Annotated in this window: 14 protein-coding genes; 8 read left to right on the top strand and 6 right to left on the bottom strand. The window is 72.7% G+C overall.

Annotation, left to right across the window (positions count from 1 at the left end; genetic code table 11):
* Positions 1-39 precede the first annotated feature (39 nt).
* From paaC to ACFT2C_RS14845, 4 genes are read left to right on the top strand one after another with little or no spacing between them, the layout of a single operon-like run.
* Positions 40-867 (top strand): 1,2-phenylacetyl-CoA epoxidase subunit PaaC, encoded by an 828-nt coding sequence (paaC, locus tag ACFT2C_RS14860; protein WP_377207829.1) that lies wholly within the window; start codon positions 40-42, stop codon positions 865-867.
* Positions 867-1,388: a 1,2-phenylacetyl-CoA epoxidase subunit PaaD gene (gene paaD, locus ACFT2C_RS14855; RefSeq protein WP_377207828.1), complete on the top strand. Its 522-nt coding sequence runs from the start codon at positions 867-869 to the stop codon at positions 1,386-1,388. Before paaC ends, paaD begins: the two co-directional genes overlap by 1 nt.
* Complete coding sequence (gene paaE / locus ACFT2C_RS14850; RefSeq protein WP_377207827.1) at positions 1,388-2,539, top strand: 1,2-phenylacetyl-CoA epoxidase subunit PaaE; 1,152 nt, start codon at positions 1,388-1,390, stop codon at positions 2,537-2,539. Before paaD ends, paaE begins: the two co-directional genes overlap by 1 nt.
* A complete protein-coding gene (locus ACFT2C_RS14845) occupies positions 2,536-3,306 on the top strand; it encodes an enoyl-CoA hydratase/isomerase family protein (RefSeq protein ID WP_377207826.1) in 771 nt (256 codons plus the stop codon). The genes paaE and ACFT2C_RS14845 overlap by 4 nt, the downstream gene beginning before the upstream one ends.
* 59 nt (positions 3,307-3,365) lie before the next feature.
* On the opposite strand, the gene ACFT2C_RS14840 is transcribed toward ACFT2C_RS14845, so the two are convergent.
* From ACFT2C_RS14840 to ACFT2C_RS14830, 3 genes are read right to left on the bottom strand one after another with little or no spacing between them, the layout of a single operon-like run.
* Positions 3,366-4,643 carry a dihydrolipoamide acetyltransferase family protein gene (locus ACFT2C_RS14840; RefSeq protein WP_377207825.1) on the bottom strand — a complete coding sequence of 426 codons (1,278 nt, stop codon included), beginning with the start codon at positions 4,641-4,643 and terminating at the stop codon, positions 3,366-3,368.
* Positions 4,640-5,644 carry an alpha-ketoacid dehydrogenase subunit beta gene (locus ACFT2C_RS14835; RefSeq protein WP_377207824.1) on the bottom strand — a complete coding sequence of 335 codons (1,005 nt, stop codon included), beginning with the start codon at positions 5,642-5,644 and terminating at the stop codon, positions 4,640-4,642. Before ACFT2C_RS14835 ends, ACFT2C_RS14840 begins: the two co-directional genes overlap by 4 nt.
* A complete protein-coding gene (locus ACFT2C_RS14830; protein ID WP_377207823.1) occupies positions 5,644-6,750 on the bottom strand; it encodes a thiamine pyrophosphate-dependent enzyme in 1,107 nt (368 codons plus the stop codon). Before ACFT2C_RS14830 ends, ACFT2C_RS14835 begins: the two co-directional genes overlap by 1 nt.
* A 116-nt stretch (positions 6,751-6,866) precedes the next feature.
* Between ACFT2C_RS14830 and ACFT2C_RS14825 the strand changes: the two genes are divergently transcribed.
* Together ACFT2C_RS14825 and ACFT2C_RS14820 are read left to right on the top strand one after the other, a co-directional pair.
* Positions 6,867-7,343, top strand: coding sequence for an Lrp/AsnC family transcriptional regulator (locus tag ACFT2C_RS14825; RefSeq protein WP_377207822.1), 477 nt, complete (start codon positions 6,867-6,869; stop codon positions 7,341-7,343).
* A 237-nt stretch (positions 7,344-7,580) separates the two neighbouring features.
* Positions 7,581-8,192, top strand: coding sequence for a small multidrug efflux protein (locus ACFT2C_RS14820; protein WP_377207821.1), 612 nt, complete (start codon positions 7,581-7,583; stop codon positions 8,190-8,192).
* Positions 8,193-8,281: 89 nt separating this feature from the next.
* Here ACFT2C_RS14820 and ACFT2C_RS14815 read toward each other — a convergent pair whose 3' ends face one another.
* On the bottom strand, positions 8,282-9,241 hold the full coding sequence (locus ACFT2C_RS14815) for a GlxA family transcriptional regulator (protein WP_377207820.1): 960 nt from the start codon (positions 9,239-9,241) through the stop codon (positions 8,282-8,284).
* Between the two features lie 69 nt (positions 9,242-9,310).
* Here ACFT2C_RS14815 and ACFT2C_RS14810 point away from each other — a divergent pair, with 69 nt between their 5' ends.
* Entirely contained in the window at positions 9,311-10,309 is a 999-nt protein-coding gene (locus tag ACFT2C_RS14810) for an NADP-dependent oxidoreductase (RefSeq protein WP_377207819.1), read from the top strand.
* A gap of 72 nt (positions 10,310-10,381) precedes the next feature.
* On the opposite strand, the gene ACFT2C_RS14805 is transcribed toward ACFT2C_RS14810, so the two are convergent.
* Entirely contained in the window at positions 10,382-11,371 is a 990-nt protein-coding gene (locus ACFT2C_RS14805) for a DUF5937 family protein (protein WP_377207818.1), read from the bottom strand.
* 55 nt (positions 11,372-11,426) lie between these two features.
* Between ACFT2C_RS14805 and ACFT2C_RS14800 the strand changes: the two genes are divergently transcribed.
* A complete protein-coding gene (locus tag ACFT2C_RS14800) occupies positions 11,427-12,707 on the top strand; it encodes an MFS transporter (protein ID WP_377207817.1) in 1,281 nt (426 codons plus the stop codon).
* A 68-nt stretch (positions 12,708-12,775) separates the two neighbouring features.
* On the opposite strand, the gene ACFT2C_RS14795 is transcribed toward ACFT2C_RS14800, so the two are convergent.
* Positions 12,776-12,913 (bottom strand): hypothetical protein, encoded by a 138-nt coding sequence (locus ACFT2C_RS14795; protein ID WP_377207816.1) that lies wholly within the window; start codon positions 12,911-12,913, stop codon positions 12,776-12,778.
* Between the last annotated feature and the right edge of the window lie 128 nt (positions 12,914-13,041).

Raw genomic sequence — 13,041 nt, 5'->3', positions numbered from 1 at the left:
TTCCGCACCTCGTTCCGTACCCCTGATCGATGGAGATCCATGCAGCATCAGCAGCAGCCCCCCTTCGCGGTCCTGACGCCCGAGGCGACAGCCGCCTCGGCAGACCCGCGGGACGGCGCCGCGAGCGCCTCTGCCGACGTCGCCCGCTACGCGCTCGGCCTGGGTGACGACGCCCTGGTCCTCGCGCAGCGGCTTGGCGAGTGGATCGCGGGCGCGCCCGAGCTGGAGGAGGACGTCGCGCTCGGGAACATCGGGCTCGACGTCCTGGGGCATGCCCGGAGCCTGCTGACCTACGCCGGTTCCGCGTGGAACACGACCGAGGACGAGCTCGCGTACTTCCGGGACGAGGCGGACTTCCGCTGCCGGCAGGTCTTCGAGCAGCCGAACGGCGACTTCGCCCGCACTGTCGCGCGTCAGCTGGTCGTGTCCGCCTACTTCGCGGTGCTCTACCGTGGCCTGGCCGGCAGCGCCGACGCCACGCTGGCTGCGATCGCCGCCAAGGCGGCCAAGGAGGTCGCCTACCACCTCGACCACAGCATCATCTGGCTGGTGCGGCTCGCGCTCGGCACCGGGGAGTCCCGACGGCGGATGGTCGCCGGGCTCGAGGCGACCTGGCCGTTCGTCGACGAGCTGTTCGCGGACGATCCCGCCGCCGACGCCGTCCCGGACGTCGCGATCGCACCCGCCACGCTGCGCGAGCCGTTCGACGCGCTGGTCCTGCCGGCGCTCGCCCGAGCCGAGCTCCCCGTCCCGGCGACGCCGTCGGCCCGCGGCGGGGGGCGGCTCGGGGTGCACTCCGAGGCGCTGGGCCCGCTGCTCGCGGAGATGCAGGTGCTGGCGCGGCGGCACCCGGGGGCGGTGTGGTGATGACCGCCGTCGACCAGGAGCGGGTCGCGCGGCCCCGCCCGGACGCGGGTCCGGAGCGGGCGGTGTGGGACGCCGCGGCGTCGGTCGTCGATCCTGAGGTGCCGGTGCTGTCCATCGAGGACCTCGGCGTGCTGCGGGCCGCGCGGCTGGTGGCGGGTGTGCCCGTCGTCGACATCACGCCGACGTACTCGGGCTGCCCCGCCGTCGACGCGATCCGCGACGACATCGTCGCCGTCCTCGCCGAGCGCGGGTTCCCCGGGGCCCGCGTGCGCGTGGTGCTCTCCCCCGCCTGGACCACCGACTGGATGAGCGACGAGGGCCGCCGCAAGCTGGCGGAGCACGGGATCGCACCCCCGGGACGTCGGGCGGGCGGGGTCGTGTCGGTTGGCCTCGGCGTCCGCTGCCCCCGGTGCAGGTCCCTGCACACCCGGCAGCTCGCGCGGTTCGGCTCGACGTCGTGCAAGGCGCTGTACGTGTGCCAGCGCTGCCGCGAGCCCTTCGACCACTTCAAGGAGCACTGATGCGGCTCACCGACGCTCCGGTCCCGGCCGCGCCCGTCGGACGGCGCCACGCACGCTTCCACACGCTGACCGTCGCCGAGGTACGCCCCCTGACCGCGGACGCCATCGAGGTGACGTTCGACGTCCCCGACGAGCTCGCCGACGCCTACTCGTACGCGGCGGGCCAGTACATCGCCATCCGCGCCGACCTCGACGGCGAGCAGGTGCGCCGCACCTACTCCATCTGCCAGGCGCCGGCCCGCAGGTCGCTGAAGGTCGGCATCAAGCGCGACATGGGCGGCCTGTTCTCACCGTGGGCCGTCGACCACCTCGCGCCGGGGATGTCGCTGGACGTCATGAGCCCCGAGGGCCTGTTCGTCTCGCACCGCGCGCCGGGCCAGGGCGGGCGCGTCGTCGGGGTCGCGGCCGGGTCCGGCATCACGCCGATGATGTCGCTCGTCGAGCAGACCCTCGGCTCGGACGCCGAGAGCACCTTCGACCTGGTCTACTCCAACCGGACGACCATCGACGCGATGTTCGTCGACGAGCTCGCCGACCTCAAGGACCGGTACCCCACGCGCCTGGCGCTGCACCACGTGCTCACCCGGGAGCGCCGGGGTTCCGAGCTGCTCTCGGGGCGGCTCGACGTCGACCGCTTCCGTCGGATCGTGACCGCCCTGATCGGGCCGGACGACGTCGCCGAGTGGTTCCTGTGCGGGCCGTTCGAGGTGGTGCAGATGTGCCGGGACGTGCTGACCGAGCTCGGCGTGCCCCGGGAGCGGGTGCGGCACGAGCTGTTCACCACGGGCCGGGCCGACCGTCCGACGGCGCCCCGCGGCGCCCCTCCGGCGTCGGGCGGCCCGGGCGGCCCGGACGGCTCGGGCGGCGAGTCGTGCTCGATAGCGTTCCGGCTCGACAGCACCACCGCGACCGTGAAGACCCCCGCCGGCGCGCGCGAGAGCGTCCTCAACGCCGCCCTGCGCGTGCGCGGCGACGTGCCCTTCGCGTGCACCAACGGCGTGTGCGGCACGTGCCGGGCGAAACTGGTCTCGGGCACCGTGGAGATGACCGAGAACTACGCGCTCGAGCCCGAGGAGCTGGCGCGCGGCTACATCCTGACCTGCCAAGCGATCCCGACGAGCAAGGAGATCACCGTGGACTACGACTCATGATCACGCTGACCGTCGACGACGGGATCGCGGAGGTCGTGCTCGACGCCCCCGGCAAGCTCAACGCGCTGGACGAGGCGGCGCTGGCGGAGCTGGACGACGCCTACCGGCGCGCGGCGGACGCCGGCGTGCGGGCCTTGCTCCTGCGAGGCGAGGGGCGCGCGTTCTGCGCCGGCCGGGACATCTCCGGCGTCGACCCGGTCACCGATGACGTGCTCGGTTATCTCGGGGACCGCGTGACCCCGCTGCTGCGGCGCATGGCGGACTTTCCCGCGCCGACCTTCGCGGCGGCGCAGGGCGCGTGCCTGGGGGTCGGGCTCGGGCTGCTCATCGCCACCGACGTCGTCTACGTCGCCGAGGACGCCAAGATCGGGTCGCCGTTCGCCGCCCTCGGCGCGACGCTCGACTCCGGCGGGCACGCGCTCTTCGTCGAGCGGCTGGGCGCGCACCGCACGCTCGACCTCATCTACACGGCGGAGCTCATGAGCGGGTCCGAGGCGGTGGCGTCGGGGCTGTTCTCCCGCGCGGTGCCGAGGGATGAGCTGCTCTCCTTCACGCGGACCCGCGTCGAGAAGGTCGCGCAGGGGGCGACGAGCGCCTTCCTGGCCTCCAAGCGCCTCGTCGCGGAGCTGCGGGACGACCGCGTGGCGTTCTGGACCTCGATCGCCCACGAGAACGAGGCCCAGGCCGCCCTGTGCGAGACGCCCGACTACCGCGAGGGCTTCGCGGCTTTCCAGTCCAAGCGCGAGCCCCGCTTCACAGGCAGCTGAGTGCTGGATATTTGCGGGTAAACGGCCGTCGAACTCACAAATACCCAGCACTCAACGGGCTAGAGGCGGACTATTGACGCCAGCGGGTTTTCTATTGCTTCCGCTATGCGGCGCATGAAGGCGGCCGCAGTGCCGCCGTCGCAGACGCGGTGGTCGAAGACGAAGGACATCTGGGTGATCTTGCGCGGCACGATCTCGCCGTCGACCACCCACGGCCGGTCGATGATGCGGCCGAAGCCGATCATCGCGACCTGCGGGTGGTTGATGATCGCCGCACTGCCGTCGACCCCGAGACTGCCGTAGTTGTTCAGCGTGAACGTCCCGGCGGCGAGCTCCTCGGGCGTCGCCTTCCCGACGCGCGCGCGGGCGGTGAGGTCGCGGATGGCCGCGTCGAGCTCGACGGTGGTCATCGAGTCCGCCCCGAGCACGGCCGGGGCGACCAGCCCGGGCTCGCCCTGGACGGCGATGCCCAGGTTGACGACGTCGGGCACGACGATCTCGGCGCGCTCGACGTCGAGCCGCGAGTTCAGCACCGGGTACGCCTTGAGGCCGGCGACGACGAACCGGGCCAGGTGCGCGATCAGGCCCGGCCCGGGATCGGCGGGCGTCCGGGTGGCTTCGCGCAGGCGGCAGAGCTCCGTGGCGTCGACGTCGACCCAGACTGTCGCCTCGGGGATCTCGGCGCGGCTCCGCGACAGCACCGCGGCCGCCGCCTTGCGGAAGCCGCTGAGCGGGATGCGCCGCTCGCCGGGAGCAGTCGGGCCGATGGCGGTGGGTGCGGGGCCGGGCCGCGCGCCCTGGATCGCCGTCTGCACGTCGGACCTGGTGACGACCCCGCCGGTCCCGGTGGGCCGGATCGCGCGCAGGTCCAGGTGCGCCTCGTGCGCCAGCCGCCGGACGAGCGGCGAGATCACCTTCACCGGCCGGCTGTCCGAGGCCCCGGCGACGGCCTGCGCCGTCGGCCGAGACTCGCGCGGGCGACGCAACCGGCCCGGGGCGCCGGGCGCCGAGGTGCCGTAACCGATCAGTACGTTGCCCGAGCCAGCAGGTGCAGGTGCGGGCTCCGGCTCAGCCAAGTCAGCACTCCCGGCAACCACGGTGATCAGCGGCTTTCCGACGTCGACGGTCTCGCCCTCGGCGGCGTGCAGCGTGCTGACCCGGCCCGCGTACGGGCTCGGCACCTCGACCACCGACTTGGCGGTCTCGACCTCCGCCACCGGCTGGTCGACGGCGACGACGTCGCCCTCGGCGACCAGCCACTGCACCACGCAGGCCTCGGTCAGCCCCTCGCCGAGGTCGGGCAGGAGAAAGTTCTGCTCGGTAGCGTTGCCGGTCATGCGTCCTCCCACTGCAGGTCGTCGACGGCGTCGAGGATCCGGTCGACCGACGGCAGCTGGAGGTGCTCGAGCTTCGGCGGCGGGAACGGGATGTCGAAGCCCGTGACGCGCCGCACCGGCGCCGCCAGCGAGTGGAAGCAGCGCTCGCTCACCCGGGCCGCGATCTCGGCGGCGACGCTGGCGAACCCCGCGGCCTCCGCGACGACGACGGCGCGCCCGGTCGACTCGACGGCCGCGCAGACCGTCGCGTCGTCGAACGGCACTATCGAGCGCAGGTCGACGACCTGGAGGCTGCGGCCCTCGCGCGCGGCGACGTCGGCGGCCTCGATCGCGACCGGCACGGCCGGGCCGTAGGCGATGAGCGTCGCGTCGGTACCGGCGCGACGCACGACCGCCGTGCCGATGCCCGGCTCCCGGCCGGCGCCCAGGGCGACCTCGCCCTTCGTCCAGTAGAGCTTCTTCGGTTCCAGGAAGACCACTGGGTCGGGCGAGGCGATCGCCTCGCGCAGCAGCGAGTACGCGTCCGCGGGGTTCGACGGCGCGACGACGTGCAGGCCGGGCGTGTGCGCGTAGTACGCCTCCGACGAGTCGCTGTGGTGCTCGACGCCGCCGATCCCGCCGGCGTACGGGACCCGGATGACGAGGGGCAGCGCGACCCGGCCGCGGGTCCGGTTCCGCATCTTGGCGATGTGGCTGACGATCTGCTCGAAGGCGGGGTACGCGAAGGCGTCGAACTGCATCTCGATCACCGGTCGCATGCCGTTCATGGCCAGGCCGACGGCGAAGCCCGCGATCCCGGCCTCCGCGAGCGGGGTGTCGAAGCAGCGCTCCTCGCCGAACTCGGCGGTGAGCCCGTCGGTCACCCGGAAGACGCCGCCGAGCGGGCCGACGTCCTCCCCGAAGACGAGCACCGTGGGGTCCTCGGCCAGCGCGTCGCGCAGGGCCCGGTTGATCGCCTGAGCCGTGCTGAGCGTCTCGTGCGCCACCGCGATGCTGGTCATCAGCGGGCCTCCCCTCGGCTCGTCGCGTCCCGGCTCAGCTCGTCGCGGACCATGTCGCGCTGCTCGACGAGCTGCGGCGTCGGCCGGGAGTAGACGAAGCCGAACAGGTCGTCGGGGTCCGGCTCGACGTCCACGTTGATCCCGTCCCGCGTGCGCCGGGCGACCTCCTCGGCGGCGTCGGCGAAGGCGGCGGCCCGGGCGTCGTCCAGGATTCTCTCCGCGCGCAGGTATGCCTCCAGCCGCGCCAGCGGGTCCTTGGCCGCCCACTCGGCGACCTCGTCGTCGGACCGGTAGCGGCTCGCGTCGTCGGCGTTGGTGTGCGCCTGGATCCGGTAGGTGCGTCCCTCGACGAGCTGGGGCCCCGCGCCGGCCCGCGCGCGGCCGACCGCCGCGGACAGGACGGCGAGGAGCGCCGCGAGGTCGTTGCCGTCCACCTGTTCTCCCGGGATGCCGTAGCCCACGCCCTTGTGTGCCAATGACGGCGCTGCCGACTGCCGGGCCAGCGGCACCGAGATCGCGTACTGGTTGTTCTGGACGAAGAAGACGACCGGCGCCCGGAAGACCGCCGCGAAGTTCAGGGCCTCGTGGAAGTCGCCCTCGCTCGTGGCGCCGTCGCCGCATATCGCGAGCACCACTGTGCTCTCCCCACGCAACCGAGCGGCATGGGCCACTCCCACCGCGTGCGGGAGCTGCGTCGCGAGCGGGGTCGTCAGGGGGGCGACGCAGCGCTCGTACGGGTCGTACCCCGAGTGCCAGTCGCCCTTGAGCAGCCCCAGTACCTCGACCGGGTCGACACCTCGCGCAACGACTGCCGCGGTGTCCCGATAGGTCGGGAAGAGCCAGTCGCCATCGCTGAGCACCTGGGCGGCGGCGACCTGGCAGGCCTCCTGCCCGTACGACGAGGGGTACACGGCCAGGCGCCCCTGCCGGACCAGCACGCTGGCCTGCTCGTTGAAGCGGCGGGCGGCGATCATGCCCGCGAGACCCCGGAGCAGCTCGTCGGCCGCGGGCAGCGAGGCCTCGCCGGCGGCCGTCGGGCGGCCGTCCGGATCCAGGAGCATGATCTGCTCCCGGGACGGCAACATGAGATCTGCGTCACTCGTCATATAGATATACTGGTCAAACTCTCATTCGGATTCCATCAACGGTGAGGATCCGAGAGAACGTCCAGCAATATCAAGGCAATGGGATCCACATGTCCAACTCAGAGAGGAGTTAGGGCGTGGCTGCGAGACAAGTGGCCGGAGGCCTCGACGACGTCGACCAGCGCATCGTCGACGAGCTGCGCCGCGACGGCCGGATGTCCATGCGCTCGCTGGCCGAGAAGCTGCACATCTCGCGGGCCAACGCCTACGCGCGAGTGCAGCGCCTCGAGTCCACCGGGGTCATCCGTGGCTACAGCGCGGACATCGATCCGGTGCTGGCCGGCCTGGGCACGTCGGCCTATGTCACGGTCAACCTGGAGCAGTCGCAGTGGCGCTCGGTCCGCGAGGAGCTGCGCACCCTGCGGGGCGTCGACCACATCGGGCTGGTCGGTGGGGAGTTCGACCTCGTCCTGCTCGTCCGCGCCCGGGACAACGCCGATCTCCGGCACCTGATCCTGGACCAGATCCAGGGCATGAAGGGCATCGTGAACACGCACACGCTGCTGGTGTTCGAGGAGCCGATCCCCGCAGGGCCGCCGTCGGCCGCACCGTGATCGGCCCGCCGGAGCCCGAACGACGGACGCGGTAGCCGACGGACGTGGTCGACCGTCGCGAAGAACGGCTTCGCCGCCACGGAGGGCTGAACGCGGTCAGCCGGTCAGGTCCGGCGCTCCCTGTGAACCGCGCCGCTGTCTGGTCCCGAGTGGTTGACCGTGTTCCGAGGACACGGTTTCTACTGACGTGCGTTGGTCATCGCCGGCCCACCCGGCGCCCGATCGAAGGAGACGCACATGCCAGACGTCAACCCCTACGAGGGGCTCCAGGAGCTTGTCGCGCGAGTGCCAGAGCTCGTGCAGCCGCTCATCGTCGCTCTCGCCGGCGCGATCCCCTACATCGAGGGTGAGGGATCCGCGGCGCTGGGTGTGTTCGCGGGCATCCACCCGCTGGTCGCCGGAGTCTCGGGCGCGGCGGGCAACATCATCTGCGTGGTGCTCGTGGTGCTGCTCAGCTCGCGCGTCCGCGACGCCGCACTGGCGCGCCGGGCCCGTCGCACCGCCGCTGCGGCGACCACGCCGTCCGGCACCACGACGCTGACGGCCGACGGGCCGGACAACCGCACGCAGGACGGCCGGATGCCGATTGGCCAGGACGACGAGAACTCTTCCGGGCGGCGTGCCAAGGGCCGCGCGCGGCTGCGCCGGTGGCTGGTGCGGTTCGGCGTCCCCGGAGCGAGTCTCCTCGGTCCCCTCGCGCTGCCGACCCAGCTCACCGCCGCCACGCTCGTCGCCTCCGGGGTCAGCAGGAGCTGGGTCATCACCTGGCAGGTGATCGCGATAGTGCTGTGGACCACCCTGCTCACCCTCGCCGCGGCCGGCTTCATCACCGCCGTCGAAGCGGCCTGAGTCTGGGGTAGGCAACGGGCACGCAGCACTGCTGCATCTCCGTTGCCTCACCGGTCGGCACGGTCCTTTCCGGAGAGCAGGACCGCAGGTCAGCGGGCCTGGGCCAGGGCTCCCCGGAAGGTGCGCCGGTAGGCGAGCGGCGAGACGCCGATCGCGGCGTGCAGGTGTTCCCGTAGCGACGTGCCGCCGGCGAAGCCGACCTGGTAGGCGACCTCGTCCACCGGCTGGTCGGTGGTCTCCAGGAGGTGTCGTGCCCGGTCGACGCGCTGCCGGATCAGCCAGCGTCCCGGGCTCATGCCGACCTCGTCGTTGAAGCGGCGGGCGAAGGTGCGCAGGCTCATGCGGGAGCGCTCGGCGAGGTCCGCCAGGGTGATGGGCTCGTGGAGGTGCTCCAGGGCCCACTCGCGGGAGACCGCAACTCCACTGTTCGTGGCCTCGGGCACGGGGTGCTGGATGTACTGCGCCTGACCTCCGTCGCGCCACGGGGGTGCCACGCACATGCGGGCCACCTGGTTGGCGACCTCGCTGCCGTGGTCCTTGCGGATGATGTGCAGGCAGACGTCGAGCCCGGAGGCGGCACCGGCCGAGGTCAGCACGTCGCCGTCGTCGATGAACAGGACGTCCGGGTCGAGCGCGACCTGGGGGTACCAGGCGCGGAAGAGGTCCGCGAGCGCCCAGTGGGTGGTGGCCGGCCGGCCGTCGAGCAGCCCGGCGGCGGCGAGGACGAAGGCGCCGGTGCAGATGGACACGAGGCGGGTTCCGGGGCGCACGGACCCGAGCGCCTCCAGCAGCGCCGCCGGCATCTCCCGGGTGATGGCGGTGGTGACGAAGGGCGGGATGACGACGGTGTCGGCCGTGCGCAGCGCCTCCGGACCGTGCTCGACGGTGATCGAGAAGTCGGAGTTGGTGCGGACCGGGCGGCCATCGACCGAGCAGGTGAGGACCTCGTAGCGGCCGTCCACGTCGCCGAAGACCCGGCTGGGTATGCCCAGGTCGAAGGGATAGGCGCCGTCGATGGCGAGAACTACTACTCGATGAACGCTTGCCATGGCAGGATCCCGTCGAAAGTTGGCGATCATGCCATGGTACTCGACGACGGCGACGGCGACGCTGGAGGCATGACACACACCGACGTCGCCACCATGCGCGCCATCCAGCAGGACACCCACGGCTCCCCCGAGGTACTCAAGGACGTCGAGCTTCCCCGGCCCGTGCCGGGCATCAGCGAGATCCTGGTCGCCGTGCGCGCGGCCGGCGTCAACCCGACCGACTGGGTGAACCGCGCCCGGGTCGCGACCCTCGACCGCCTGCCGCTCGTCCTCGGCTGGGACGTCTCCGGGGTCGTCGAGGCCGTCGGCATCGGCGTCACCGTGTTCAAGCCGGGTGACGAGGTCTTCGGCATGCTGCCCTACCCCTACGGGGTCGGCTCCCACGCCGAGTACGTGACCGCGCCCGCCCGCTCGTTCGCCCTCAAGCCGGCCGGCATCGACCATGTCCAAGCGGGCGCCCTGCCCCTCGCCGCTCTGACCGCCTACCAGGCGCTCGTCGACACCGCCGACGTCCAGCCCGGGCAGCGGGTCCTCATCCAGGCCGCGGCCGGCGGCGTCGGCCATCTGGCCGTGCAGATCGCCAAGGCCCGCGGGGCGTACGTCATCGGCACCGCCAGCGCCGCCAAGCACGACTTCCTGCGGTCGATCGGCGTGGACGAGGCCGTCGACTACCGCTCGGTCGACTTCACCGAGGTCGTCAGCGACGTCGACGTGGTCCTCGACCCGCTCTCGATCGACCCCGTCGGCCGCGCCCGCTCCCTCGCCGTGCTGCGCCCGGGCGGCACCCTCATCTCGATCCTTCCGGTGGTGCCCATCGACCCCGCCGAGCTGGCCGAGATCGCCGAGCGGGGCATCCGCTTCGAGGCCCTCCTCGTCGAGGCCGACCACGCCGGGATGCGGGCCATCGCCGACCTCGCCGAGACCGGCGCCCTGCGCGCCCACATCGAGGCCACGTTCCCGCTCGCCCAGGCCGCCAAGGCGCACGCCCTCGGCGAGACCGGCCGCACCACCGGCAAGATCGTGCTGACCATGGAGGAGAACGCCGCCAACGACAACACGGTGCTCTGACCGACGCAGGCCGCAGGTCCGCGGGGGCCGTCGCCACTCGGCGACGGCCACTCCCGCCGGTGATCGTTGTCGCTACGACACCCCGGCGACCAGGGCGTCGCCCAGCTCGGAGCGCAGGTACAGGACCGAGCGCCCATGGCGTGCGCTGGTGAGCAGTCCGGCGGCGCGCAGCGCGCGCAGGTGCTGGTTGACCGCGGACGTCGTCACGCCGAGCCGGCCCGCCAGCTCGGTCGACGACGCCGGCGTCGCCAGGACCGTGAGCAGGCCGGCTCGCGTCGCGCCCACCAGGCTCGCGAGCGCCTTCGGCGACTGGTGGGGCTCGGTCTGCCAGAGGGTCCCCACGCCACGTGCGCCGTACATGATCACGGGCGGCTCGTCCGGCGAGATCGGGGTCGTCGCTCCCCGGGAGAACAGCGTCGGCACGAGGGTGAGCCCTTCGCCGGTGGTGGGTCTCCGGAACCAGGCGTCGCTGGCCAGCCGCACCCGCACGACGCCGTCGACGAGCCGGACGCGTTCGCTGAGGTCGGCGAACATCGACGCCATCCCATAGGCGGACATGACCTGCCCGCGGTGGACGACGTCGGCCTGCAGGACGGACCGCATGCGCGGCCACCAGGGCTCGAAGCAGGTATCCCAGTACGCCCGCAGCGCCGCGGTGATGCGCGCACGCACGGCCTCGGGGTCGCCGCGCAGCGCCGCGGGCAGGTCGCCGGGGTGGACGGCGCGCAGGTCGCCGACCACGCGCGGCACCGGGACGTTCTCGATGGCGTCCAGCTCGTCCCCGATCCGGGTGAGCGGGCTGTACGGCCGGGGCGTGAGGTAGTCGGGCGTCCACAGAACGCTGTTGGTCAGGGCCCGCAGCACCGGCAGGTCCAGCGCCGAACGGGCGCGCTCGGTGCGCTGCAGCCAGGGCAGGTGAACGGGGTACCGGCCGGGGTCACGGAACGTGCGGAGCGACAGCGTGAGCTCGGTGAGCGGCGATACCGCGAAACGCACGTCGGCGACGTCCATCCCGGCGAGCTCGTACTCGATCAGCCCGCCGCCGGTCCGTGCGCGTTCCATGAAGCTGGACGCTACATCAGTTGCTCCGAGCCTCTCGCACGACGGAGAAAGGGGCGTGCAGCAGACCTTCTTCCCTCGCGACCGCGTCGCGCGCTCCCTGACCCTCAGCACCATGGCGTTCGCGCTGTCCAGCGGTGTCTTCTACACCGTGAGCGCGCTGTACTTCACCCGCGTCATCGGGCTCGGCCCCACGACGGTCGGCCTCGGGCTGGGTATCGCCGGCGGTGTGGGTGTCCTGGCTGCCTACGCCGCGGGCAGGCTGTCGGACCGGGTCGGCGCCCACCGCGTCCAGGCCTGGGCCACGGGCCTGAACGGGGCGGCGATGCTCGCCTACACCCTCGCCCCGGACGCCGTCGTGTTCACCCTCGTCGCGTGCGTCGCCGTGGGCATGCGGTCCGCGAGCAGCTCGTCCAAGCAGGCGATGCTCGCCCGCTGGTACACCGGGCCCGAGCGGGTCGAGGTGCGGGCCCGCATGCGCGTGGTCACCAACGTCTTCATCGGCCTGGGCACGGTGGCGGCCGCTGCCGCCCTCCTCGTCGACACGCCTGCCGCCTACCAGACGGCGATGCTCGCCGTCGGCGCTCTGCTCCTGCTCGCCACCGTGCCGCTCGCGCGGCTCGGCCGCCGAGTGCCCGAGCTCGCCGCCAGGATGACCGAGCACTCCGCCGACGAGCAGACGACCGACGCACCACGCGGGCCGTCTCCCTTGCGGGACCGCACCTACGTCGCGAGCGTGGCGTGCAATGCCGTCATCGCCATGCACTTCGGCCTCCAGACCGTCGGCGTCCCGCTCTGGGTCGCCACCACCGAGGCGCCGACCGCAATGGTGGCGGTGCTGCTCGTCCTCAACACCGTCGTGGTGGCCGCGCTCCAGGTGCGCGCATCGCGCGGCACGCACGACGTGCGCCGGGCGGGGATCACCGTCCGGCGCGCGTCGTGGCTGCTCGCGCTCGCGTGCGTCCTGTACGCGCTGGCCGGGTACGGCAACCTCGTGGGCGCCTGCGTCCTGCTGGTGGTGGCAGCCCTCGCCCACTCGGTCGGAGAGATCCTCGGTGAAGCCGGCGGCTGGGGCATGGCCTTCGAGCTCGCCGACCCCCGCCGCGCCGGCGCGTACCAGGGCCTCAGCCAGACCGGCTACGCCCTCGCGTCGATGGTCGCACCGGCGCTCGTCACCGCCACGGCCATCGAGCACGGGACCGTGGGCTGGCTCGGTCTGGCCGCTCTGTTCGTCGCCGCCGGTGCCGGTGCCGCGGTGGTGGCCCGCAGCCGCCGCCCCGGGGCCGACGTCGGTCCGCCGGCCGCGACCGCCTCGCGCGCGTCGGGCTCCGCTCGCTGACGCTCAGGAGCACGCTCAGCCGCGCCCTGCGCTCCGAGCTCTACTCCGAACCAGGCCGGCCAGTGCGCTCACACGTCGGACGACGGTTCGTCGCCCGGGTGTGCTTCATCGCCGATGGAGGCGTTCGGGGCGGGGCGGCTGCGCCGTCCGACGACGAAGCCGACCGCACCACCGAGGAGGAGCGCGCCTGCGCCCGAGAGCAGCATCGGGGATCCGAACGAAGAGGTGCCCGCCGTCGTCGAGGCCCACCGCAGTGGGCAGGGCGCCGGCGGGGCGGGCGGGACAGTCGGTAGAACAGGGGCTTCGTGGCGGCGGGGGGCAGGGGGTTAAAGTA

The organism is Promicromonospora sp. NPDC057138 (genome assembly GCF_042670845.1).
GTDB lineage: Bacteria > Actinomycetota > Actinomycetes > Actinomycetales > Cellulomonadaceae > Promicromonospora.
This window is presented reverse-complemented; position numbering and strand designations above follow the sequence as displayed.

What these genes read in the sequence shown, in the direction of transcription:
- paaC (WP_377207829.1), top strand. Translation starts at nt 40, where the DNA reads ATGCAGCATCAGCAGCAGCCCCCCTTCGCGGTCCTGACGCCCGAGGCG.
- paaD (WP_377207828.1), top strand. Translation starts at nt 867, where the DNA reads ATGACCGCCGTCGACCAGGAGCGGGTCGCGCGGCCCCGCCCGGACGCG.
- paaE (WP_377207827.1), top strand. Translation starts at nt 1,388, where the DNA reads ATGCGGCTCACCGACGCTCCGGTCCCGGCCGCGCCCGTCGGACGGCGC.
- ACFT2C_RS14845 (WP_377207826.1), top strand. Translation starts at nt 2,536, where the DNA reads ATGATCACGCTGACCGTCGACGACGGGATCGCGGAGGTCGTGCTCGAC.
- ACFT2C_RS14840 (WP_377207825.1), bottom strand. Translation starts at nt 4,643, where the DNA reads ATGACCGGCAACGCTACCGAGCAGAACTTTCTCCTGCCCGACCTCGGC.
- ACFT2C_RS14835 (WP_377207824.1), bottom strand. Translation starts at nt 5,644, where the DNA reads ATGACCAGCATCGCGGTGGCGCACGAGACGCTCAGCACGGCTCAGGCG.
- ACFT2C_RS14830 (WP_377207823.1), bottom strand. Translation starts at nt 6,750, where the DNA reads ATGACGAGTGACGCAGATCTCATGTTGCCGTCCCGGGAGCAGATCATG.
- ACFT2C_RS14820 (WP_377207821.1), top strand. Translation starts at nt 7,581, where the DNA reads ATGCCAGACGTCAACCCCTACGAGGGGCTCCAGGAGCTTGTCGCGCGA.
- ACFT2C_RS14815 (WP_377207820.1), bottom strand. Translation starts at nt 9,241, where the DNA reads ATGGCAAGCGTTCATCGAGTAGTAGTTCTCGCCATCGACGGCGCCTAT.
- ACFT2C_RS14810 (WP_377207819.1), top strand. Translation starts at nt 9,311, where the DNA reads ATGACACACACCGACGTCGCCACCATGCGCGCCATCCAGCAGGACACC.
- ACFT2C_RS14805 (WP_377207818.1), bottom strand. Translation starts at nt 11,371, where the DNA reads ATGGAACGCGCACGGACCGGCGGCGGGCTGATCGAGTACGAGCTCGCC.
- ACFT2C_RS14795 (WP_377207816.1), bottom strand. Translation starts at nt 12,913, where the DNA reads ATGCTGCTCTCGGGCGCAGGCGCGCTCCTCCTCGGTGGTGCGGTCGGC.